This is a genomic window from Mesorhizobium sp. B2-3-11, assembly GCF_006442215.1.
GTDB classification, from domain to species: Bacteria; Pseudomonadota; Alphaproteobacteria; order Rhizobiales; family Rhizobiaceae; genus Mesorhizobium; species Mesorhizobium salmacidum.
In genome coordinates this window covers 1-22,308 of record NZ_VFVS01000008.1, presented here as the reverse complement: position 1 = coordinate 22,308, position 22,308 = coordinate 1, and the positions used below count along the sequence as shown (strand labels likewise).

At 59.5% G+C, this 22,308-nt stretch carries 24 protein-coding genes and 2 pseudogenes; 11 read left to right on the top strand and 15 right to left on the bottom strand.

Annotated elements, in window-relative coordinates:
- The first annotated feature begins 26 nt into the window (after positions 1-26).
- Complete coding sequence (locus FJ960_RS12970) at positions 27-734, top strand: SMP-30/gluconolactonase/LRE family protein (protein WP_140714376.1); 708 nt, start codon at positions 27-29, stop codon at positions 732-734.
- A 312-nt stretch (positions 735-1,046) separates the two neighbouring features.
- On the opposite strand, the gene FJ960_RS12965 is transcribed toward FJ960_RS12970, so the two are convergent.
- The 4 genes from FJ960_RS12965 to FJ960_RS12950 form a co-directional block, all read right to left on the bottom strand.
- Positions 1,047-1,496, bottom strand: coding sequence for an ester cyclase (locus tag FJ960_RS12965; RefSeq protein ID WP_140714374.1), 450 nt, complete (start codon positions 1,494-1,496; stop codon positions 1,047-1,049).
- A gap of 30 nt (positions 1,497-1,526) precedes the next feature.
- Positions 1,527-2,495 (bottom strand): zinc-binding alcohol dehydrogenase family protein, encoded by a 969-nt coding sequence (locus FJ960_RS12960; protein WP_140714372.1) that lies wholly within the window; start codon positions 2,493-2,495, stop codon positions 1,527-1,529.
- Positions 2,496-2,616: 121 nt separating this feature from the next.
- A complete protein-coding gene (locus tag FJ960_RS12955; protein WP_140607946.1) occupies positions 2,617-3,273 on the bottom strand; it encodes a hydrolase in 657 nt (218 codons plus the stop codon).
- A 357-nt stretch (positions 3,274-3,630) separates the two neighbouring features.
- Positions 3,631-4,653, bottom strand: a complete 1,023-nt coding sequence (locus tag FJ960_RS12950; protein ID WP_140714370.1) for a LysR family transcriptional regulator — start codon at positions 4,651-4,653, stop codon at positions 3,631-3,633.
- 110 nt (positions 4,654-4,763) lie between these two features.
- On the opposite strand from FJ960_RS12950, the gene FJ960_RS12945 reads away from it, so the two are divergent.
- Positions 4,764-5,372 carry an NADPH-dependent F420 reductase gene (locus tag FJ960_RS12945; protein WP_140714368.1) on the top strand — a complete coding sequence of 203 codons (609 nt, stop codon included), beginning with the start codon at positions 4,764-4,766 and terminating at the stop codon, positions 5,370-5,372.
- An 83-nt stretch (positions 5,373-5,455) separates the two neighbouring features.
- Positions 5,456-6,229 (top strand): SDR family NAD(P)-dependent oxidoreductase, encoded by a 774-nt coding sequence (locus FJ960_RS12940; protein WP_140714366.1) that lies wholly within the window; start codon positions 5,456-5,458, stop codon positions 6,227-6,229.
- Positions 6,230-6,412: 183 nt separating this feature from the next.
- Here FJ960_RS12940 and FJ960_RS12935 read toward each other — a convergent pair whose 3' ends face one another.
- The 6 genes and pseudogenes from FJ960_RS12935 to FJ960_RS29675 all read right to left on the bottom strand — a co-directional run bounded on the left by FJ960_RS12935 (position 6,413) and on the right by FJ960_RS29675 (position 9,826).
- On the bottom strand, positions 6,413-6,697 hold the full coding sequence (locus FJ960_RS12935) for an Atu4866 domain-containing protein (RefSeq protein WP_140714364.1): 285 nt from the start codon (positions 6,695-6,697) through the stop codon (positions 6,413-6,415).
- Positions 6,698-6,760: 63 nt separating this feature from the next.
- The gene (locus FJ960_RS12930) at positions 6,761-7,309 is read right to left on the bottom strand and encodes a flavin reductase family protein (protein ID WP_140714651.1); all 549 of its coding nucleotides are present in this window, start codon (positions 7,307-7,309) and stop codon (positions 6,761-6,763) included.
- Positions 7,310-7,377: 68 nt separating this feature from the next.
- Positions 7,378-8,127 carry an SDR family oxidoreductase gene (locus FJ960_RS12925; protein WP_140714362.1) on the bottom strand — a complete coding sequence of 250 codons (750 nt, stop codon included), beginning with the start codon at positions 8,125-8,127 and terminating at the stop codon, positions 7,378-7,380.
- A 130-nt stretch (positions 8,128-8,257) separates the two neighbouring features.
- A complete protein-coding gene (locus tag FJ960_RS12920) occupies positions 8,258-9,280 on the bottom strand; it encodes a helix-turn-helix domain-containing protein (protein WP_246672758.1) in 1,023 nt (340 codons plus the stop codon).
- A gap of 28 nt (positions 9,281-9,308) precedes the next feature.
- A pseudogene (locus FJ960_RS29840) lies at positions 9,309-9,428 on the bottom strand (ectoine/hydroxyectoine ABC transporter ATP-binding protein EhuA); the annotation flags it as partial.
- A 218-nt stretch (positions 9,429-9,646) separates the two neighbouring features.
- Positions 9,647-9,826 (bottom strand): hypothetical protein, encoded by a 180-nt coding sequence (locus FJ960_RS29675; protein ID WP_140714358.1) that lies wholly within the window; start codon positions 9,824-9,826, stop codon positions 9,647-9,649.
- Between the two features lie 407 nt (positions 9,827-10,233).
- Between FJ960_RS29675 and FJ960_RS29835 the strand changes: the two genes are divergently transcribed.
- The gene (locus tag FJ960_RS29835; protein WP_246672757.1) at positions 10,234-10,452 is read left to right on the top strand and encodes an SRPBCC family protein; all 219 of its coding nucleotides are present in this window, start codon (positions 10,234-10,236) and stop codon (positions 10,450-10,452) included.
- 675 nt (positions 10,453-11,127) lie between these two features.
- On the opposite strand, the gene FJ960_RS12890 is transcribed toward FJ960_RS29835, so the two are convergent.
- Entirely contained in the window at positions 11,128-11,784 is a 657-nt protein-coding gene (locus FJ960_RS12890; RefSeq protein WP_181174227.1) for a TetR/AcrR family transcriptional regulator, read from the bottom strand.
- Between the two features lie 101 nt (positions 11,785-11,885).
- Here FJ960_RS12890 and FJ960_RS12885 point away from each other — a divergent pair, with 101 nt between their 5' ends.
- The 4 genes from FJ960_RS12885 to FJ960_RS29480 all read left to right on the top strand — a co-directional run bounded on the left by FJ960_RS12885 (position 11,886) and on the right by FJ960_RS29480 (position 14,916).
- Positions 11,886-12,635 (top strand): hypothetical protein, encoded by a 750-nt coding sequence (locus FJ960_RS12885; protein ID WP_140714350.1) that lies wholly within the window; start codon positions 11,886-11,888, stop codon positions 12,633-12,635.
- Complete coding sequence (locus FJ960_RS29830) at positions 12,632-13,432, top strand: hypothetical protein (protein WP_246672756.1); 801 nt, start codon at positions 12,632-12,634, stop codon at positions 13,430-13,432. Before FJ960_RS12885 ends, FJ960_RS29830 begins: the two co-directional genes overlap by 4 nt.
- Positions 13,429-14,100, top strand: a complete 672-nt coding sequence (locus FJ960_RS29670) for a prolyl oligopeptidase family serine peptidase (protein WP_246672755.1) — start codon at positions 13,429-13,431, stop codon at positions 14,098-14,100. The genes FJ960_RS29830 and FJ960_RS29670 overlap by 4 nt, the downstream gene beginning before the upstream one ends.
- A gap of 585 nt (positions 14,101-14,685) precedes the next feature.
- Entirely contained in the window at positions 14,686-14,916 is a 231-nt protein-coding gene (locus tag FJ960_RS29480; RefSeq protein WP_181174226.1) for a hypothetical protein, read from the top strand.
- Between the two features lie 756 nt (positions 14,917-15,672).
- Here the strand turns inward: FJ960_RS29480 and FJ960_RS29475 are convergent.
- Positions 15,673-15,981, bottom strand: coding sequence for a hypothetical protein (locus FJ960_RS29475; RefSeq protein WP_181174225.1), 309 nt, complete (start codon positions 15,979-15,981; stop codon positions 15,673-15,675).
- A gap of 240 nt (positions 15,982-16,221) precedes the next feature.
- Complete coding sequence (locus FJ960_RS12865) at positions 16,222-17,163, bottom strand: LysR family transcriptional regulator (RefSeq protein WP_246672797.1); 942 nt, start codon at positions 17,161-17,163, stop codon at positions 16,222-16,224.
- Positions 17,164-17,303: 140 nt separating this feature from the next.
- On the opposite strand from FJ960_RS12865, the gene FJ960_RS12860 reads away from it, so the two are divergent.
- The gene (locus FJ960_RS12860; protein WP_181174224.1) at positions 17,304-17,732 is read left to right on the top strand and encodes a nuclear transport factor 2 family protein; all 429 of its coding nucleotides are present in this window, start codon (positions 17,304-17,306) and stop codon (positions 17,730-17,732) included.
- Positions 17,733-17,822: 90 nt separating this feature from the next.
- Here FJ960_RS12860 and FJ960_RS12855 read toward each other — a convergent pair whose 3' ends face one another.
- Positions 17,823-18,593 carry a LysR substrate-binding domain-containing protein gene (locus FJ960_RS12855; protein WP_246672753.1) on the bottom strand — a complete coding sequence of 257 codons (771 nt, stop codon included), beginning with the start codon at positions 18,591-18,593 and terminating at the stop codon, positions 17,823-17,825.
- A 133-nt stretch (positions 18,594-18,726) separates the two neighbouring features.
- Between FJ960_RS12855 and FJ960_RS12850 the strand changes: the two are divergent.
- Positions 18,727-19,132: pseudogene (locus tag FJ960_RS12850) on the top strand (alpha/beta hydrolase); the annotation flags it as partial.
- Between the two features lie 313 nt (positions 19,133-19,445).
- Here FJ960_RS12850 and FJ960_RS12845 read toward each other — a convergent pair.
- Positions 19,446-19,703: a hypothetical protein gene (locus FJ960_RS12845; protein WP_140714343.1), complete on the bottom strand. Its 258-nt coding sequence runs from the start codon at positions 19,701-19,703 to the stop codon at positions 19,446-19,448.
- Positions 19,704-19,858: 155 nt separating this feature from the next.
- Here FJ960_RS12845 and FJ960_RS12840 point away from each other — a divergent pair, with 155 nt between their 5' ends.
- Entirely contained in the window at positions 19,859-21,325 is a 1,467-nt protein-coding gene (locus FJ960_RS12840; RefSeq protein ID WP_246672751.1) for a winged helix-turn-helix domain-containing tetratricopeptide repeat protein, read from the top strand.
- Positions 21,326-22,308 lie beyond the last annotated feature (983 nt).

Sequence of the window (22,308 nt, the reverse complement as noted above, 5' to 3'; positions counted from 1 at the left end):
ACGGCAAGAAGACACAGATAGAGTGACTGACCATCGGGTCGCTCGTCCTAACAGACAAGGGCCTGCTTCTCGCTGTAGATCATGCACTCCATCTCCTCGACACACGTACTGGGAAAACGCGATTTTTTGCGGATCCCAAGCAAGGAAAAATGAACCTTGTTTACAACGACGGGAAGGTTGACCGCGCCGGGCGCTATTGGGTGGGGACCTACGATGTGTCTGAAAGAGTTCCAAACGCTCTCTTCTATCGCATGGTCCCTGGCTCTGGTTGGGCAGTCGGCGACAAAGGCTTCGTCATCTGCAATGGCCCAACTTTCTCGCCGGACAATCGCAAGCTTTATTTCAGCGACACAGTCGGTCGTCGTATCTTCTCCTACGATCTTGACGATGCCGGATCGATATCAGGCCGCCGGGTGTTCTTCGCTTTTGCCAACATCGATGGAATGCCGGACGGCCTTGCGGTTGATAGTGCAGGCAATGTGTGGTGTGCACTTTTTGGCGGCAGCAAGGTCGTATGCATCGACCCTAAGGGGACACTCCGTCGGTCACTCTATTTGCCAGCCGCTTTCGTCACGAGCCTATGTTTCGCGGGACCAGAGCTCAAGGCCTTATGCGTCACTACCGGTTGGGGCAGCAGCACGACGGAGCTGACAAAGGCAAGCGATGTCGGCGGCGCAGTCTTCATGCGGCCTGTTGACATTGCTGGATTACCAGAACCTATTTTAGCGCTCTAGCCTGGCAGTGGCCTTTGCGGATCGGGTCAACGGACCGGCTGCTTCCGGGACACACATAGGGCAGGTCCAACGACCGGAATAAGGCGGATTCCTGACCGGCAGACTGGGGGCCTGGTAGCGGACCGTCCGCTTGAGGCATCGTCTGCTAGCAAGCCGCCCTTCGCGCGGTGGTCAGCAATCCCGCGCGATCACCGCGACCGTCGAGACGGCGGCTGAGCGCGCCTTTGACGTACCCCAAGAAGACAACGAACCGTGTACTCACCGGCACTGCCGACCACGGAATCATCGGCGTATCTGCGCGCCGTTTGGAGATCAGTCCTTCAGGGTGTTTTGGAAGGACTTGAAGGCCGACGCGGCCGGCTTGGCGGTGAGTTGCTGCTGGAATCTGGCGAAGTCAGCGACTTCCCAGTGCTCCGCGAGTTTGCCATCGGCGATTCGGTAGAACTGGAAGGCGGCGAAATCGACCCGATTCCCGGTCGCCTTGATATCCCCGAAATCATTCACCTGAGTGCCGCTGACGCGGTTCATCACCGCCACCCGATCGCCTTCGCCGATGATCTGCTCAATGGTCCATGTGAAGTCGGGGAAACTGACCTTCAGCCCCTGGAGGTAGCTCCTGATGACTTCGATGCCTGACGTTTGCCCTTCGAGCTTGTCGCCATAGTCCTCCGACACAATCTCGGCGAGTTGACCGAGGCTGCCGGAATTGAACATCTCGAAATAGCGACGCACGATGGCTTTGTTGGCTTCGGAGTCGGACATCGTCGGATCCTTCTTGTAACGGTGAGGCGGCTAAGCGCTTTGTGGATTTAGGACATGTTTTGCCGAGGCATCGCCGGCGGCGACCGCCTCATAAGCCTGCACCGCATCATCGAGTGGCCAGGTATTGACCGGCGACGGTCGCAACGCGCCGCTCTCGAAACCCGGGCGAAGCGCGTTCAGGATCGCCGCAATTTCGGCGCCTGTGAGCTTGGCGGTATCAACGCCGATTAAACGTTGCCGGTTGTGATAGAAATCCATCAGATCGAATTCGACGCGGCGCGAGCCGACGCTTGTGATCGCCACCTGGCGGCCGTCCAGCCCCATCGACTTCATCGCTGGCTCGAAGACCGGCCCGCCGACGGCGTCCAGCACAAGGTTCACACCTTTGTTGTCGGTCAGCGCCGCCACCATCGCGGGCAGGTCTTTGGTCTTTGTGTTGATGAAAACATCCGCTTCAGAATCATGGCTCATGTTGATGTCGGCACCGATCACACGAGCCTTCTTCCAGTGCGCAATCTGGATCGCCGCGCGGCCGACGGCGCCGGACGCACCGGTGATGAGCACCGTTTCGCCGGCCCGGATATCACCTGCCACGACAAGCGCGGACCACGCCGTGACAAAGGGGACGCCGACGGTGGCGGCCTGTTCCATCGAGAGGTTCGCCGGCATCTCCGAAAGCCAATCTTCCGGCACGGCGACGAACTGGGCGTGGGAGCCGTCGCGGCCGATACCGAAGCCCGCGCCGTTGCCCCATACCGACTTGCCCGCCCAAGGGCCCGAAGCTGCGACGATCGTCCCCGCGTAGTCCCGGCCAGGCGTGCGCGGCAGCGTCGGACTGGACACGCCGGAGACAAACTTCACGTCGCTGGGGTTGATCGCGGAAGCATCCACTTTCACCAGCGCCTCGCCAGTTTGCGGGACAGGCCTGGCAATGTCCTCGACGCTCAGGACCGAGGGCGGACCATAGGCCGAGAAACGAACGGCGCGCATCGTGGTCATCGCCAAGGCTCCAGGGATAAGTCTTCAGGAATGCGAACCCCGCCGGGTTACGTCCGATCGAAATCCTTGAGGTCCAGAAGGCGAAGCCCGCGGCAGCTTAACAGCTGGCGTCGCCGTGCCATCAGGCTCCGCCGTGCGAGCCGAGCAATTGCCACTCCCACGCCAAACTGGTGCCGGTCGCTCCACCGTGATCCAGGAGCACCTGCGCTAACGCGGGAACGGTCGATTCCCGCGCCCAATCGCGCTGGAGTTCCGATGCGAACACTATCCAGGTCAGCGGCACGCCGCCGGCCTGGATCATCCGTTGAACGCCGCGGTCATGCGCTTCAGTGCTGACGCCGCCGGAAGCGTCGGTCACAAAATAGACTTCCCAGCCTTCGCCAAGCGCCTGGATCACGGGAAAAGCGAGGCATATTTCGGTCCACAGGCCCGCGATGACGACTTTCTTCCGGCCGGTCTTCTTCACCCAGTCGACGCAGGCCTTGTCTTCCCATGTGTTGATAGTGGTCCGGTCGATCGGCACCTGATCGGGAAACACGTCCTGGATCGCCTTGAGAAGCTCACCACCCCGATCCTTGATCACAGTTGTCAGAAGTGTCGGGACATTGAAGGCCTTGGCCACCTTCGCGAGGGCCACCGTGTTGTTGATCATGATTTGAGGGTCGATGTTTCGGACACCCGCAACCTGGAACGCCTGATGATCGATAAGCACAAGGACGCAATTTTCGGGTGTCAACATCGCCTCGAGACCAACCTTGGGGAATACTGCAGCGGCCATGTAATTTCCTTTTGTTGTTGTCGCAGACGGCCTGCGCCCATCTGCATGATGGTTCGATCTTCAAATAAAGTGATCGAATATCTGGCTAGTACGGGCTCAGATTTGACCGTAATCGTCTGAGGCGAACAGCCAGATACGGTCGCGCGTGACGTTCGATGCGATCGACAAGCGATCACGAGGGGTCCGAACCGTCGGACCTACCGTTGGCTTGCACTGCATGAGAGGAGCGGTCGCGCAAGGCCGGAAAAGGCCGATCGCTTGGCGGACCGATGAAGAGCGGGGACTCTTGGATAGCCACGGCAGGGCGATGCTTCCCTAAGACCGCTGGAGTGGCCGGCGCCTAGCTCGTTTCATTGCTCAATTTGACGTCTGCCGCCCGTGAACGAGCGGGCCTTCGATTTGTGCCACGCGATGTCCGGGGGCATCGACAACGATGGGCGCGCCTGCATCTGCCGATGCTAAGGCATGCAAGCTGCCACCGTTCATACCATGGGATTGCCACTCGAACTGGTTGATCAGGAAAGAGCCAGCCGGGCCTGGAGGCATGTCCGTCCGGTGGATCGCAAAGAAGCGATAGTGACCGCCTTTGAAGTCCGGCAGGTCCAGCAAAACGAGCTTGCCGCATGCGAGGTCTTCGCGGACCATGGGTTCCGGCATCGTCCCCCAGCCAATACCTTCCCGAAGCAGCATGTGCTTCGTGGCCAGGTCGGCGATGCGCCAGGTGTGGGTGCCCATGACGCCCAGGTCCTCACCGGCGGTGCGCGACGTCCGATCGGTAAGGACCAACTGAACATGATGTCGCCCCGCGCCGAGCCCATTTGCCTGGGACACCAGGGGGTGGTCGGGTGAGGCGACAGGAACCAAATTGACACTTCCGACGCCGATCCGCTCCAGCCCGTCGATTTCCACGTCGGGCGGTCCGCGGACACCAATCATCGATGTGCGATCAAGGACGAGCTCCGTCACGGCACCCAAGGCTTCCGCCCTCAACTTGAGCGGTACGGTGGGAAATTCCTCCCGGAAGCTCTTGAGCGCGGCAACAATTCGCGACGCCGGCAGCATCACGTCAAGGGCGACGTGAACTTCCGGTTCGAGGCCTTGATGAAGACCCTTGGCCTTTGCGCGCAATCGATTGAAGCCCAGGGCAACATTGCGCGCTTCTGAAAGCAGCGCTTTCCCGTCGTCGGTGAGTCGGGGCCGGCGGGTGGAATCTCTTTCGAAGAGCGTAACGCCAAGCTGGGCTTCCAAATTGGTGATCGTGTAGCTGATAACCGATGTGGCTCGGTTGAGCTGGCGGGCCGCGCCCGCGAAACTTCCAACATCGATCACTGTCAGAAACACTCGCAACTGATCGAACGTTGGCGTGCCGGGATCAGACATAACGATTTCCTCGAATAGAAGACTCGAAATTTTACAACTTTCGTACCCTAGGTCAGCAGCGCTAGCCTACGCAACCGACCACTCCACCGACGTTTGAGGGAGCGAGCAAAATGACTTATGCGATAATCGGATCTGGTGCCATCGGCCATGCCATCGCAACGCAGTTCGCGCGCCAGGGCATCGATGTAATGGTCGCCAATAGTCGAGGACCGTCGTCGCTCACAGACATGGTCCGCGCGCTTGGTCTCAACATCAGGCCCGCCACCACCGGTGACGCGGCCCATGCGGACGTGGTGATCCTGGCGATTCCCTTTGGTGCCATTCGGCCGTTCGTCGAGGACGCGGATGCCGCGGGTGCAAATTGGGATAACCGCCTGGTGATCGACGCGAGCAACGCGATCGACTTTCCGTCGTTCAAGCCTGCCGACCTGGGCGGCCGGCTCTCAACCGAGATCGTCGCGGAGGCGTTTCCTGGCGCCCGGGTGGTAAAGGCCTTCAATACGGTCCCGGCCGCAAAACTGGAAGCGCCGCCAGCACAGGCGGGCGGACGACGCGTTGTGGCGCTGTCTGGCGATGACGGCAGCGCCAGGTCCCAAGTTGCCGCTCTCATCGAGCGACTCGGCTATGCGGCGCTTGACCTCGGCACCCTGCGGCAGGCCAGCCATCTGCAGCAGTTTGGCGGCACCCTCGTGGCTCAGGACCTGATCAAGCTGGCCTAATCTGGCCGCGCACCGAATAACGCCATTGGCAGCAACGGTGAAAGCCGCTGCCGCGAGAGTGAAGCTTCCGGCAGGAGCACGTCATGTTGAATGATTTCGATGGCAAGGTGGTTTTGGTCACTGGGGCCGGGTCGGGGATAGGTCGGGAGGCTGCCTTGGCGTTCGCCGCTCGCGGCGCCCTTGTCTGCGGCGGGGACGTCAATGAGCAGGGCCTCGCGGAAACCCAGGCTCTCGTCGAAAAGGCGGGCGGTAAAGCGCAGGTCGCTCGGGTCGACGTCTCGTCGGAGGAGGACGTCGCGGTATTTCTCTCGCGCATCGCCACTGAGGCGGGTCGGTTGGACGCCGCCTTCAACAACGCCGGGATCACAGGCGGCGCGCATCGGATCGAAGACTATCCGACGGATGATTTCGACAGAGTTTTGCGCACCAACCTGCGCAGCGTCTTTCTCTGCATGAAGCATGAGCTTCCGCTTCTGAAGCGCGGCGGCGGTGGTGTGATCTGCAACACGGCCTCCGTAGCGGCACTGACTGGCCCAGGCGGGATGTGTGCCTATGCGGCGTCGAAACATGGCGTTCATGGGCTGACGCGGGTCGCGGCGATGGAGAACGCCGCACACGGGATTCGAGTGAACGCCTTGGCGCCGGGGTGGACCGAGACCCCAATGGTCGTAACGGCAAGCGCCCAAAATCCGTCTTTTGCGGCACAGACGACGAACGCCATTCCCGCCAAACGAGGCGCTAAGCCGAGTGAAATTGCGCAGGCCGCCGTTTGGCTCTGCTCAGACGCATCAAGCTATGTGTTCGGGCAAATGCTGGTTGTCGACGGAGGCATGACCATCGGCGGCTTCGAGTTTTGAGCGGAGACCGCTTGACTGCCCCGTCAATCCCTACTGACGCATACTCCTGTCGGAACGGCGAGCCGAGGAAACTGAGGCGTTCCACCGTTGCTATGGCACCAATCTGCCAGCAAAACGAACTGCGTCCTACTCTTCCTTCGCGGCAAGGCGATCTGGCCGATGCTCCGCGCCCGAGGATCGCCGCTAACGCGGAATTTTACGATCTCGATAGAGCACCATGCCAGCATGGTAGAGGACTCCATCTCTGAACTCACCATCGGCTGTGAAGCCGGTGTCATCCCAATAATCGATGTGGTTGCCACGGACCTCGTAACGGCCCTGGTAAGCACTTTCTCGACAGCCGCGCGCTTCGTCATAGCGACCGTTCTGGAGCAGGTTGTGGCGAATTTGGCCGTCTGCGGTGATCCATAGACCGACATAAGCATGCATTCTGTCGGGTGCGGAGGTTGACTTATATGGGCTATTCATCTGAGCAAATCCTTTGCAGTCGATGATCAGCGTATTTGGTTGGCTGCAAGGCGTAGCGACGGCTTATGGCAATTGCCGCCACTTCGTCATGCGGTCGCTTAGATCAAGCAGGCCGCCGTCGACCATGAAACTGCCGTCACCGCGGTGATGTAGCATCCGGCGTTCTGTCCGGGCTTCGTCAATCCAGATCCGTTTCGCCTCGAGGATGAACAGGTTGTGGGTATCGACAAGGCTCGCGTTGGCGACCCGGCATTCGATGTTGGCTAGGCACTCAGCGACCAACGGGGGCTTCACCTCCTTTGCCGGGCGCGTCTTCAGCCCAAAACGCTGAAACTTGTCTACGGAATCGCCAGAGCAATTGCCGATGTCGACGACAGTCTCGGCCAGATCGATTGTTGGAATGGCGATGACGCATTCACCGGTTTCTTTCAACGCCCGCTGGCTGTAGTCCCAGGGCCCGACGACGCAGCCGATCAGCGGTGGCGCATGCTGGATCATCATGTGGAAACCCATGGTCATCACATTCGGCTTGCCCTTATAGCTCGTCGTTACCAGAACGATCGGACCCGGTTCGAGTAGGTGATAGGCCTGAGAAGCAGGTATCTCTTTCATCGTAAGCTCCTTTTCGAGGATGCCTCTCCGTGTGCGGGCGGAGAGGCAGAAAGATTTTCTGATTTCAATTACCAACCTTGTTCAACCGGCAGAACGAAAAGCTCCGCAACATTCACGTGAGCGGGGGCCTGCGCGGCAAAAACGATGGTGTCGCCGATGTCCGAGCCCTGCAGGAACGTCATCTGCTTGCCGAGATCGTCCATCTGCTGCCGGTAGCCGGCGTCGGTAATGTGGTCGTAAAGCTCGGTGGCGACGGCGCCTGGCTGGATGCAGGTGACCCGGATGTTGTGCTTCTGGCCGACTTCCATGCGAAGGCCGTCGGACAAGGCGGCAACGGCATGCTTTGTCGCACAATAGACCGCCAGGCCCTTGAAGACCTTGCGACCAGCGATCGAGGACATGTTGAAGATATGGCCGGAATGCTGCTTGACCATCCGGGGCAGCACGGCGGCCGTGACGTTCAGCAGGCCCTTCACATTGACATCGACCATGCGGTGCCATTCGTTGGTCTTGAGTTGATCGAGGTCGGAAAGCGGCATCAACCCTGCATTGTTGACGAGAATGTCGATGGAGCCATAGGCGTCGGCCAGCTTCTTCACGCCAGCCTCGACTGCGGCAACATCAACCACATCCATCGCGATCACCAGGGCCTCACCGCCCTTCGAGGCGATTTCGCTCTTGAGAGCTTCGAGCTTGTCGGTGCGCCGTGCTGCGATACCGACCCTGGCGCCGGCCTTGGCAAGCTTCAGGGCAGTGGCGGCGCCGATGCCGCTCGATGCACCGGTGACCAGTGCGACTTTTCCAGAAATGTTCGTCATTGTTCAACTCCTTGTTGGGCCCGTGCGGGGTCGTTGGAACAAGGACGAACTTAGTTGGAGTGGTCGGCGCCTTCTCACGGCAACCTGCGCGAACTGTCGGGATTTTGCTCTATTGTGGTCGGGGAAAGTCTCAGTCACGGCGATAGGCCCGGGGCGATACCCCCGTTTCGCGGCGGAAGATCTGGGCGAAGTGACTGGGGCTGGAGTAGCCGACGGCCATTGCAACCCCGATGATGCTGGTATCGGTCTCCTGTAGCAATCTCTGCGCTCTGGCGACGCGCAGGCGGATGAACTGATGAGATGGCGAAAGTCCCGTCGCCTTCTTGAACAAGCGGCTGAAGTGGAACTTGCTCATACCAACGCCTCGCGCCACCTGGGCCAGATCAAACGGCTCCTGCAGGTGCGCCTCCATGAACGCAATTGCCCTGCGCAGTTTCGCACCTGGAAGAGCGTTTTGCCGGCGCCCTCTGTTTTCCCATGACGTGTAGTGCCGGACCAAATGAACAGCCAGACTTTGCGCCAATCCCTGGATGAAAAGTGCGCTGCCCGCCCCTTCCGCAGTCAACTCGCGGTGAATGAGCGCCAGCAGGTGAGATACTTGCTCGTCCCGGCCGCCGGAGATGTCACGCAGGCCCAGCGTAGCTTTGCCTGAAACCTCCTCCGCCACTCGTTCAAACAATGGAACCGAGAGGTAGAGATGCATGACCTGAAACGGTTCGTCGCCGTTGGCAACCCAGCGCAGTTCATATGGCGTCGCGGAGCGCGTGAGGAAGAAATCCCCGACGGCTACCCGGTTGGCAATCCATTCGCCTCCCAGATCGCGCTCCTCGACCAGCGCTTCCCCTGACATCACCCACACGATCAGCGGTTCAGCAACCGCCGGAACCAGGAACGGCTCTTGTATCGTGAGACGAGAGAAGACCTGCACGAACATGTCTGTCCACGCTGGACCATCGCCACTGATCAGCGTGCGACCGGCAATGTACTTCTCATGGCTCTGCGGGGATGTGCGATCGGGAGGTGTATCAAGGCTTCTTGTCGTCTTCGAAGGCCATCTCACCAGTTTGTAATCCAGCTTACCACACGGTTGCAGCGCCATTTCACTGAGGTCCGCAAGAGCGCTGTAGAATAAGAAATTTTGCCACTGCTGCAATTATCGCTTTTGCGCGATTTCTATCGCACTGCTGTGTCACAACCACCATCGTCATTCCACCAACCGCTAACTCCTTCATGACTTCGACAGCCTCGCCAACCAACTCCGGGTCGAGTCCATTCGTAGGTTCGTCCAAGAGCACCCTTTCCGTGGTCCTGGTCGGCGTTAGCGATAATCGAAAAGAACGCCGCACGGGCGATGTCTTTCTTTGACGCGTCCGGGTGTTCCTTCCTTGCGCCTTCAATAGGAGCCAGCGCGCGTTCCGGCTGGATCGGCTTTTTTTATAAGAGGGGAAGCGCTTCGCCGTAACGGCGTCAACCCGCCGGCCCGCAATGCCCTCAGAAACGGAGAAGCCTTGCCGACAGTTCAGTTTTCTTTCAAATCTTCGGCTTCGTCCTTGAGCCTAGTCCAGTCGGCACCATGCTTTCGCAACAATGCGCGCGCCTGTTTCGGCGTGACGTCGGCAATTTCCGTCAGGTGCTCTACCTCCAGCTCTTGCCCCTTCACCACGCGGCTCGCCTCTTTCTTTTCTTCTTTGGTAGCCATCACTGTGTGTCCTTCTCTTGCATCATCGGATGAACGAGGACCGGAAAGTGTGGTTCCGGCTGGCGCATTGGGGCCTGTCGCCTCGGTCGCGACGTCCGGTCAATACCTTGCCATCGACATCGCCGGCACGCCGATCTTCGCCATCCGGGGCCGGGACGGGACCTTGCGCGGATTTAAGAACGTCTGCCGCCACCGGGGGGCGAAACTTCTGGCCGATGGCGCGGGCAAATGTGGGCTGATCGTTTGTCCCTATCACAAATGGTCCTTTGCCGACACCGGACGGCTGGTGCAGGCCCCATGGTATGGCAAGGATCCCGCGATCATCGCCGAAGACTGGCCGCTGGAGCCGGTGCAGTTGTCCGAATCGCGGGCTGCTCTTCGCGGCACTCGACCCGAAGGAAAGTCTTTTGGATCAACTTGGCTCTCTGCCCGCCGAACTGGCGGACGAGCCGTTGGAGACCTATGCCGCCACCGATCAGGCCACTGTCAGCTTTGCGGCGAACTGGAAGATCTACACCGACAATTTCGTCGAAGGCTACCACATCCCTGGCACGCATCCCTCGTTCTACGCTGCCATCGACTTCGAAGCTTTCCAGACCACCGCCCATCCGGTTATGTCCGGATGACCGCACCGCCGAAAGACGGTCTGTTCTATCGCGGGAATGGCTTTGGATGTGGCCGAACTGGACGCTGTCGCTTTTCGATGGCGGCATGAACGTTAGCCGGATCAATCCGACCTCACCGCTTCACACAGACCAGCATTACCATTTCTACTTTGCCGATATTGCTGCTGAAGTATCCGAGAGCAGGGCGAAATCTGTGCAAGGCACTCTGGCCGTGGTACGCGAGGACTACGCCATCTCGCGCCGATACGCATCGCAACTATGCCGCAGGGGCCTATAGCTCCGGCCCGCTCTCGGGGCGGCATGAGCGGGGAGTGCAGTATTTCCAGGAACGGGTCGCTGCGGCACTGGGCTGTGAGCGCCCCTGGCGTCCTTGTCCGCCGCATAGTGCTCTGGCTCGGCGCCTGCACAAGAGCCCCCCGCCAGCCGAGGGTATAGGGCGGGCACGGTAAGACGAGTTACGAGCGTCGCGGCAATCGGAGCTCGCTCAATGCGGAGAGCAGATCGGCGAACGCGGCTTTGACGACCAAGTTTAGCGGGCGCTCTTACCGGCCGGACCCTTGACGGCTGGAACGGGGCCGCTAGCGGATCGACGGCTTTCGAATGAGAGCATAGAAAGCCGATCGTCCCCGCCTATTGACGTTCATTTGGTAAGCGGTCATCGCCAAGTAAGCGACTTTAGCGATCAGCTTGGTGCGCGATCCCTCTCAGAAATATCTGAAAGCGCTGGCGAATGTCTTGCTTGCGCTGGTCTCTTGCGTCGTCGCCCTGCTGTCGCCTTCTGGGCAACAGTGCTCCAAAGGCGATATCCATCAGCATGCCCGCACACAGGACGACATCATCCATCTCGATCGCGCCACGATCACGCTCGGCCTCCAGCCATTCGATCAGGTCTTCGCGCGTCCGGAGTATCTTTTGCTGGTAAAGATAGTCCGACAGTTCAGGAAACAGAACGGACTGGTGCAAAATGAGGTTCAATAGCGCTTCCCGTTCCTGGTCGCGTCCGCGGTCCATATCAAGGCGGAACACCTTCACAAGTTTGTCAATCATCGGAAGGTCATCGTCGGGTGGGCGTGGCAGATCGAGCAGCAGATGCCGGTACTTCAACACGACCGCCCCGAACAGTTCGGTCTTGCTCGCGAAATGCTCATAGAGGGATCGTTTCGAGACGCTGGCCCTGGCCGCGACCATCTCGGTGGTCGTTCCGGCAAAGCCCTTTTCTAGAAAAACCTGATAGGCCGCGTCGATGACGAGAGCTCGACGCGCCTGTGGCGCGATCGTCAGTGGGCGCCCTCGTCTCTTATGCGTTGGAAGCTGCTCGATCCGTTCGCTCAAAAAAGCCACTCCTCATTGAACCGTCGAACGTCCGCCACAATTATGGTACTTAACAGTACCATAAATTGCACTTTTGTCCAGACGAAGGAACAGCGCCTGTCATGCATACTCTGCCCAGACTCAACGGCCGATACTGGCTCGCGCTGGTGCTGGCCAGTACGTTCGGAACCAACACCGGTGACCTTATGTCAGACGGCCTTGGCCTTGGGCATGTGGCCGGGCTTCCCTGGATTATTGGGGCTCTGGTTCTGGTATTTATAGCCGAACGTGCCAGTCCCTGGAAAACAGCGCTCTTCTTCTGGGCCGCAATTATCATAATTCGCACCGGCGCGACGAACATCGGAGACGCATTCCATGATTACAAGATCGATTTCTCGATTTCGCTTCCCGTTGTCCTAGTTTGCTACGTTGTGAGCGTGCTGCTTTATCGAACCTATTGGCTACGTTCGGGGTCTGCGTCATTAGGCGTCAACCCGATATACTGGATCACCATGGTTCTGGCGGGCGTGTTGGGGACGATCGGCGGAGACGCGGCATCTTTTAGACTCGGTCTTACGCCAGTTGGTACCGCGATCGTGTTCTTTGCCCTGGTCGCGCTTGTAACGACCCTTTGGAGGCAGGACGGCAAGCTGAGCGAGCCGATACCCTATTGGACGACCCTGGCCCTTATCCGCACCGGCGGCACCGGCGCTGGCGATGCCCTCGCCCACAAGATTGGTCTAGTCCCCAGCACGTTGCTGACGGGAGCCGTTTTCGTGGGAATACTTATCTATTTCTATGCCATCGAAACCGACAACTCGGCCCGCGTTTCCCAGGACGCCACAGCCTTACATTGTGAGGACACTCCATGACCAACGTATCGAGACGAGATTTTGTGGCAATCGGCACGACCTTGGCTGCAGCCGCCTCCGTAGCGACGCTCGGAGTCAAGGAGGCCCATGCAGAGAATGGAAACGGCTTTTCGGCTGCTGCGCCAGACGATGCGGTGAGCTCGGATGGTCATAGAGGTCCCGGCCTGCAGGACATTTATGCGCTCTGCGAAGTCACTGGTGGTGGCGAGAAGGCTTACGGAATTGCAGTTGAGTATGACGTCGATATCGATCCCGCCAGTTTAGCGACTGACACATACGGCGCGGCCGTCTTCCCGGCTGCCGAAGGATTTTTCCCGGGAATGCCGCAGGAACCCGACAAGAACGCTATGACCGGCCCCGCCAAGCCACGGGCGATCGCCACCATCTATACCAACGCCGAGCCTGCGCTGCGTCCCGACCAAAAGAGCGTTGCCGGCCGGTACGTTATCACCGAATTCGAGCATGACCCCGACCTCAGCCTTCCAACCGCAGACAGCGACAAGGTCGCGCTGACACAGGACAAGAGCGTCAGAGCGGCAAGCGGCTCGGTCTACGCCGCAACCGGAACCGTATGGACCAATGCCGGCCGGCGCGGAAACAGGGTCGTCATTCGCGGTGTGGACGCCTGGGAACAGAACCACTGGTGGTGGGACGATACGCGTTCCGCCTGGCTCGAATACAGTATCTACCTGCCAAGTCGTTCCTCGAGAAAGGCGGCGAAAACAAAGCCTACCCTCTCCTCCTCGCGATCACCCATTCGGGAACCAGCTACGACGGTACTTGCGCTCAGACATTGACTGAACAATGCATCGCCAGCATCTGGAGCTTGCCGGAAGAGCAAGACAAACATGAGTGCGTGATTATCACCCCGCGCTATGAGCGCACCACGATGAACGATTATTGGGAGCACACGTACGACGTTGAAAATACGTATCGGCTGGTCGATTCGTTGCTCAGCAACACCTGGAATTATGGCAACCCGAATCTAGACGATCGGAGGGACAAGGTCCTGAAGATCGATCCCAAAAGGGTTTACTGCACGGGGTGGTCAATGGGCGCCATGACTTCCCTGTGGCTGATGGCAAAACATCCAGAAACTTTTGCAGCGGGACTCATCATCGCCGGCCAGCAGCGACCCAGCGATGTTGTCACCCTTGCCAAGCAGAAGGTCCTGATCATCACGGGCACGGACGACAATAAGGCGACACCCTGGAATGAGAAGTGCGTGCCAGTGTGGGAAAAAGCCGGAGCCAAGGTAACCCGGCCTGCCGAGCAGTTCGACCCAACGCTCATATTCCCAATAAATAACCAGAAAGCGCTGACCAATCAGATCGACGGCTACCTATCGGAAGACGGCAACATCACATTTCTGACTTTCAAAGGCGTCGACCACATGGGTTCCGCGCGGAAGTTTTTCTACATCAACGCCGCGAGGGATTGGCTCTTCAAGCAGGTGAAGGCGTAAGCTTGCTTCGCAACGCAAAGGCCGAGCCGAATGGGGAACTCATTCATGCAGATGGGTTCAATGTCCGCATTCGAACGCCCGTTCTTGGTTTCCGAACGTCTTAAATGGAGGCGCAAAGCTGGGTTGCAGCGGAAGTCCGTTGCGGGGCCGACTGACAGGCCAGCACGGGATTTTGACTCGCCAAACCATCTCCAATTGCTATCGTGCGGCCGCGCACGAGGAATGACTTTCGCCCTCGTGGGGCACGAGGGAAAACATGGCGAAACACGGACTGTCAGCACTCGATGCGGATATTCTGAGGACGACCTTTCAAAAATCGCTCTTGGAAGAAAACATCCCGGAGAGCGAGTGGCGAAAATACGCTGAGGAACTTGTCCGGGTATATACCGGCTCTCCGATCGTAGATCCCCGATTGTTGGACTGGATCGTAGGCAAATAGCACGGGGAAAGCCTCGGCGCCTACGGCCCGTCGCGGGCACCGCGGCACCACCGCGCCGCGTGGCCAACAGTGGGAAGGCTGAGCGGACGTCCATCCAGACCTTTAGTTTGGGCGCTACCTTGCTCTCGCTCGACGGGGTGCGGAACTTGAGCTCCGAGATCACCAACCTCAATTGCCTCGTTCAGGACAGCAACAGTGAACTGGCTGGCTTCAACGCCTGCTCCAGCATTCACAAACTCTGCCTCAATTGCTTCGCCGCCGTCTGTGAAAAGGCAGGCGGCACCGGCCGGGGAGCTGGGCAACTTCCTAGCCGAGGTGCAACGGCTGTCGGCCATAACGTTCCGGGGCGGAAGCTGATGCTGGAGCGGCTGCTTTAGCCGTCCGGCCCGGTTCCTCTCGGCGTCCAGTAGTTCCTCCTCGGTTATCAGGCCGTTCATAAACAGCTTGAGCAGATGGGACGCGATGCGCTGGGCCTGCTGCGATTCAAGGGGAGTGCCGTTCTCGTTGCATACAATGCGGCACACGCGAGAGAGCATGTCGATCTCGCACGGCTCCAAGCACTGACCGGGGTACAACATAGCCTTTCCTCCTCGAAAGCTACGAAACCCGGACAGTGCGACAGGCGTGTGAATTCCGCAATTGATTTTGACGTGATCGGGTGTGCTGTCAGGCGCGCGTGTGCACTCGGGAAATGTGGTGAGTTGACTCTTCTAATAGAGGACATCCCTCCCATTTTAGGAGCTAGCTTCTAATGCCTGCCCGCACAAAGGCATTCCCCCACGGCCCCTCGACCGCTTGAAGCGAACGATCCGCCTTCGGCATGCCCGCTAGAAAGCCGCATCTTGCCTTCAAGGAGCAGCACCGCTCTGAGCTCAGGACGAGATTTGGTTAGTACAAAACCGATCGATATTGTTGGACATTCAGGGGTCAATTCATCGGCACGAAACATTGGGAGGACGGAGGTGACCCCTACCGGGAGTTCTTTGGGCGTCGCTGTCATTACCGGAGCATCCTCTGGAATCGGCAAAGCTTTTGCCGAGCGCCTGGCCAGCGACGGCTACGATGCTCGCCAACTTCATGGGCTTTGTCAAACTTGCCGCTATCGCTATCTGGCTCAGGTAGTTAAATCGTCACTACGCCCTTGGCGTAAACGTTTTGGGTGAGCGTGTTTCCCACTGCTGGCGGTGCTTCTCGTTTTTCCAATCGCTTTCATGCTGCGCAATGTAGTCGCGGGCGAAAGTTTCAAAGGTGTCGCCCGAAGTGCTTTTCGATCGGTTCGCGGTTGCCTCGCGCTTGCAAGGGGATCGATCCCGGCTTTCACTTTGTCGCGATACTCGATTGCGACCATTTCCAGTTCTTTCAGCTTGCGTTCGCTGATCGGGTCGGAATGCGGTTCGAGTCATCACGCGGCACTTGGCGTTGACGGTGTAGCGGATAACCATGACGCCGCTCCGTTCTTGGCGAGCGCGAAGCACAAGCCGTTGCCGTGCGACCAAAGGTTGGGTTTGCCTGCCTTGACGCGGTTGCGGAGTTCGCGGTTGAGAGTGTCGATTTTGGTTGCCATTGCGGAGTGGTCCTTTGGTTAGTTGGCCAGTGCCGTGCTAACCAATAGGAGCCGTCCGACAGATCAATTGAATAGCTACGACAAAATCTGGCGATATCAACGGGTTGTCTACTAGCGACTAATCACGACTAGACCAACTTAAGGTCACACCCTCCGTGCCGGCACGATTGAGCGCAAGGCTAGGCTCTTGGGCGAAGAGTTCGGCGAGGAAATCGGCGAAGACCCGGACTTTGCTAGCGAGGAAGCGGCCCGCTGGCCGCACGGCTGTGATTGCTAATGGCCTCGGCGCATAGTCCGTCAGGATTTCGCGCACTGCGCCTGATGCTATCTCTGCTCCGAACAACCAACCGGGAGCATGAGCGATTCCGATGCCGGACAGGACGGCGGCTCGTATTTGTTCCGCATCGTTGGTGCGGAAGGCGCACTTGGGATTATGCATGACGGGACCAAAGCGATCCCGGAACCCCCATACGCGGGACGAACCCTGCGGCGCGTATATGATACAGGAATGCTGTTCCAGTTCGGCCGGTATTGCCGGCTCGCCGTGAGCCTCGAGATAAGCGGGGGTCGCCACGGTTACGACCGGCGTCTGCGCGATCCTCTTGGCAATCAAACTGGAGTCGGAGAGGTCGCCGTTGTGCACGGCGAGGTCGATACCGTTTTCGATCAGATTCATCATCCGGTCAGCCACGACCAATTCCACCGACACGTCGGGATAGCGGGCGAAAAACTGCTCAAGCCGCGGCACGACGTAGATGCGACCAAAGACCGGGACAACCGTGGCGCGGACCAGCCCCGAGGGTGCCACCCGACCCCGGCCCACCCGCGATTCAGCGGCTTCGAGGTCGCCCAGCAGCCGAACGCCGGATTCGTAGAAGTCGCGGCCGGCCTCGGTGAGCGTGAGGCTGCGTGAGGTGCGCTGCAGCAGCTGCGCACCTAGGTGCGCCTCGAGCGCTGCAACTTGCTTGCTGACGGCCGGCTGGCCGACGCCGAGCGAGCGGGCTACGGCCGAAAAGCTGCCACTCTCGACTACCCGAACGAAGAGCCTGATCGCCTCCATCCGATCCAAATGCACCTCCACCATTCCAATTTGGGAATTGATCCTATTCCATTCACCGTTCTACCCATCCACTAAGGGATGGCTAGCTTCTCCATATCAGGTTGAAGGCAGCCCGAGCAACTCGATGAAGGAGAATGAAAATGACCAAGACTGCTGAAAATCAGCAGGGCGACACGGAAGCTCTGATTGCGATCGTGAAGGAGATGGCGGCGTCCATGACGGGCGAACAAAGCACGCGGCACTGGGCGGAAGACGCGCTGTGGTTCGACATCCCGCCGTTTGCCTCGCGTGGCATCCAGCCGGCAATGCAGATGTTCGATCGCGTCTTCCAAGGGTTTAAGTCGTGCGATATCAATATCCTGCAAGAAGACGCCACCATCAGCGGCGATATGGGCGTGGTCTGCACGGTCCAGGAAGTCAACATTGTCCTCAAGAACGGCGACGCCAAGCACGCGCTCGTACGCCAGACGGACTGCTTCAAGCGGCGCGGCGGCAGCTGGAAGCTGTTCCATGAGCACGCCTCGGTTCCCTCGGGTGGCGAGTGGGACGGCAAGATCGTGACGGCCTAAACTCGCGGCGACGGGCCGGCGGCCCTCGGGCCGCACCACTCGCCCCCCTCAATCCATGACACTCGTCTCATCCTCTCTAGCGATACTGAATCAAGACTTCAAATCGCCAGCAGCTCCGAGTTCAAGGACATCCGGCAGTGCCCGGCCGGTGGCATTGCCGCGGGTAGATAGATATTCAACTCGGGGAATTCTGCTCATGCGAGTGTTCGCGCGACGAAATTGCGCACGACCGGCGATATCTCCTGGCGCCGATGCACCAGAGCTACTGCGTCGATCGGGGCGCCAGCCGCGAATCGGTCGATACGCTATCCCCGCAACCTGTAGCCGGCTCATCGATGCCGGCACGATCGACACGCCGAGTTCCGCAGCCACGAGCACGACGACCGAGCCGATCACCGGCGCCACCTCGCCGATCACGGGCTCGAAGCCAGCCTTGCGGCAAGCGCCAATGATGCTGTCATAGAATGTCGGACCGAACCAGCGCGGCATCAGCAGAAACGTTTCCTTGCTCAACGTTGAGGTCGACCTCTTGCTGAGCGGCGGCAGGGTGGCTGGCAGGTAGCGCAACGAGCATTGGCTCCTCGGAAAGAACGTGGAGATGGAACGCCTCGATTCCGGGACGTTGGGCTTCAGGAACGCGGCGTCCAGCGACCCGTCCTGTAGTCCTGCCACCAGCCCGTTTGTGTTGGCCTCCTGCAACGTGACTTCGACGTCGGGATATGCGCGGCCGAATGTCCGGACAGCCGTCGGTACGACTGCGTTAAAAGCCGCAGATGGAATGAAGCCGACGCGGATCGAGCCGGTCTCGCCCCGAGATGCCCGGCGCGCCGCCTTTGCTGCCCATTCAGCGAGCTTCGGCATCTCCCTCACGCCTTCAAGAAAGGCCTGACCCGCCGGCGTGAGCTCCGCGCCATGGGCGACGCGGTGAAACAGCTGAGTTCCGATCTCGACCTCAAGATCCTTGATCTGCTGGCTGAGAGGTGGTTGCCCGATGCGGGCACCGGATGCGAACGAGGACTACACGGCCTTGGCGTTTCCCCGCCGCCAGCATCCGCCGGCATCGTTTTTGATGGCGATGAAGGACGCCTCAGCGAGGCCGCGTTTCTGCGCGATTTCGCCGGTGATCTGCCGGAAGCGAAGGCCAAGGTGCTCTATGCAGTCCAGGAGCCGTTCCAAAAGGCTCTGCTCACGGGCAAGACCACGCATGCGGCCTGGCGGTCGAAACCGAGTTTCTACGCCGTTTCAACCGAAGACCGGACGATCAATCCCGACCTCGAACGCTTCATGGCCAAGCGCACGGGGGCAAAGACCTCGAAGTGAAGTCAAGTCATCTGTCGTTGATCTCTCATCCCCACGAGATCACCCAACTGATCCTGGAAGCTGCAGGACGGGCCAGCTAGTCTAAACGACCACGCTCAAGGACTGATGACCGAATCGCGTGTTGCTGTGAACGGCTGGTCAAGGAAGTTGGAATACTGGCTTCTAAGACCGATATTAGGCGCATTGCCGTCGAAGCTCGATGACTCGGTGAAAGGCGGCTTTCGCGGCTTCGCAGCCCGAAACCTGGCAGCCCGTCACCCCCAGCCCGAACTCGCAGCACAACAATATCGTCGCGCGAAGAGGTCATCCGCAGTTCGAGTGCGGCGCCCCGAATTTGAAGTCCGCAAGCGCTTTGACAGTCAGGTAGATAATAGTTCAAACTATGGATGCAAATCACGCCTGCCAGAATGGCTTTTGAAGTTCCGCCTCGACGGCAGCCAGGGTGAGACCGATGTCGTCGATCCGCTGAGTCCCATCTTCCGCCAGTCGCTTCAGCTCCTCGCGATAGTACATGCGCTCGCGCCAGACCGCGACCAGGCCGCGCAAGGCGATGAGTCTCGCCCAGACCGATGCCGGTCCAGTCGTCCACGTCGGCTGTTCGCTCCAGAAAGACTGGTAGAACCTTGAGGTAAGAAAAATCTGCGCGCTCATTTGGCTCGTCCTTTGTTGGTGCTGCTAAAATCGATGACGCTACTTTGGCGGATGCGCGGACCTGCGTACTAAAGCGCGGCCGAAACTGTTCCGAAAAATTCCGAAACGTCTAATATGGCGGGATGCAACGGGTTCACCTCGCCTTTGGTCCGTTCGTGCTCGACCCTGAGAAGGGGACGCTCCTGCGGCAAGAGATACCGATCTCCATCGGGCATCGCGGCATCACGCTGCTCGCCACGCTTGCGGCCCGGCCCGGCGACATCCTGACCAAGGCCGAGCTGATGGAAGCCGCCTGGCCGGGCCTGGCGGTCGAGGAAAGCAATCTTACCGTCCAGATTGCGACGCTCAGGAAGGCGCTCGGCCCTACCGACCATGGTGGCGACTGGATCGCCACCGTGCCTCGCGTCGGCTACCGCTTCACCGCTCCTGTCGAGCGCGTGGAAGGTTCAGTGCAGCGACCGATCGCGCCGTCCGGAAAACCCACCATTGCCGTGCTGCCCTTCGCCAATTTGAGCGGCGATCAAGACCAACAATATCTGAGCGACGGCATCACCGAAGATATCATCACCGAACTGGCGCGATACCGGTCGCTCGTGTTGATCGCGCGCAATTCATCTTTTCAGTTTCGTGGGCCAGCGCTGGACCCTGCGGAAGTCCACCGGCAACTCGGCGCGCGCTACCTCGTCGAGGGCAGCGTTCGACGGCTCGGGAACCGCATCCGGATCACGGCGCAACTGATCGATGGCGCCAGCGGCTTCCATTTGTGGGCTCAACGCTACGACAGGGCGCTTGAGGACATCTTTTCGGTTCAGGAGGAGGTGGCGGCCCTCGTGGCTTCAACCGTCCAAGGCGCCGCCGAGGCAGATGCGACTAGCCGCTCGCGGCGAACGCCGCCGGCCGATTGGGCCGCCTACGACTACTACTTGCAGGGTCGCGCGCACTACCATCAGTATGAAATGGACAAGGGCGAATCCATGTTCGCCCGGAGCGCCGAACTCGATCCGGCTTTTGCTCAAGGTCATGCCTATCTGGCGCAGTGCCTGGTTGCGCGATTCTGGTACGACCGCGATCCTCGCACGCTGCAAAGTGCCTTGCAGTCTGCGCGCACGGCGCTCCTGCTCGACCGGAATGACGGCATCTGCAACCAGAGCATGGGTCTCGTGCTTGTACATATGCGCCAGCATGGGGATGCCGGACTGCATTTCCAGCAGGCCCGCACGCTCAATCCGCACGACGTCAACATTGCCGGAGACTATGCAAGCTGGCTCAACTACGGCGGCCAGCCTCAGCAGTCCTTGGCGGTCCTCGAAAGGGCCATACTGCTCGACCCGTTGCCCCCGGTCTGGTTCTGGGAGGTGAAGGGCAGCGCGTTCTTCCTGCTGGGCCGATATGCCGAGGCCATCGACGCTTATCGGAAGGCCGGCGACCAGTTCTTCATCCATGCCTTTCTTGCGGCGGCCTACGCACATCTGGGCGAGATGGAAAACGCGCGTGTCGCAGTCGAGGCCACACTGAGCCGGCAACCGGACCTCTCGCTTGGCTACCTTGCCCACCTTCCCTTCGCAGACCCGTCATCCTTCGAGCTCTTCCTCTCCGGCTTCAGAAAGGCCGGCTTTTTATAGGATCCAGTCGGTCCGAGAACTCATCGCTGCATTTGGGTGCATGTGAGCAGTAAGAACACGGTGGCGATGATCATCGACATGACAACCTGCCATACTGTAGGAACCTGACATGCGGGGTCATTGCTGGATCAGGCCCATCGTCGTGCAACGCACTCATGTTACCTTCGGCAAACCGTCCGATTTCGAGCGAAAGTAAAGTTGCCCAACGTCCGACAAGAGGGCCCATTGCGGTCCGGCACGTTGGGGGCCGGCAAGAGAATGTCGGCTTCTGGCACCCCATAGGCCCTTAGCAGCCATTAAGGTCCGGGGTCAACGATCGGCTGAACCATGTCCGCGCCCGAATAAGCGTTTGTACTCGCGGCTGAATTGCGATGCGGGCTCATACCCACCGAAAATCCGACCGTAGGTTCATCGGCCCAGGGGCGCGTTAGGCGCCCACGCGCGAGCGGCGACCAGGGAATGGCTCCCACTCCTTCCGCAGACACAGCGGCAGCATCTCCCCGCTCCTCCTCACGGTTGATCAGGTGGTAAAGGTTCAGGACCCGGCGGGCCGCAAGCGGTGAGCTATGGGCTTCGGGGTGTGGCAGCAATGCGAGCGCAGGCTGCATGCCAAAGGTCGGCAGGGCTGCTGCAGGCAGGCGTAGTACCTTTCTAAGCGAGTCTTACCCAAACCATCGCAGCCGACCGGTATAACGCCAACTATTGGCTGTTGGAAGTGAGTCATTCTTAAGATTTATAAGACATGGTTTTGGTGTGAATGAAACAACAGAAACTAACTCGAATGATTCGGATGTGACACCCTTCCGTTTCGGCAGGGGCGCGGCGGTGCTGCGCAATTTCGTAGAAAACACAACGATCCCGACGTTCCTTTTCAATACTGACGGGGTGATAGTTTACGCCAATCGGGGTCGTGTCCCATCAGGTGGTGTAGCTCGGCGGTTACGAAGCCGCTCACGAGCGCGCCGTTAGGAGCGCTGTAGCGA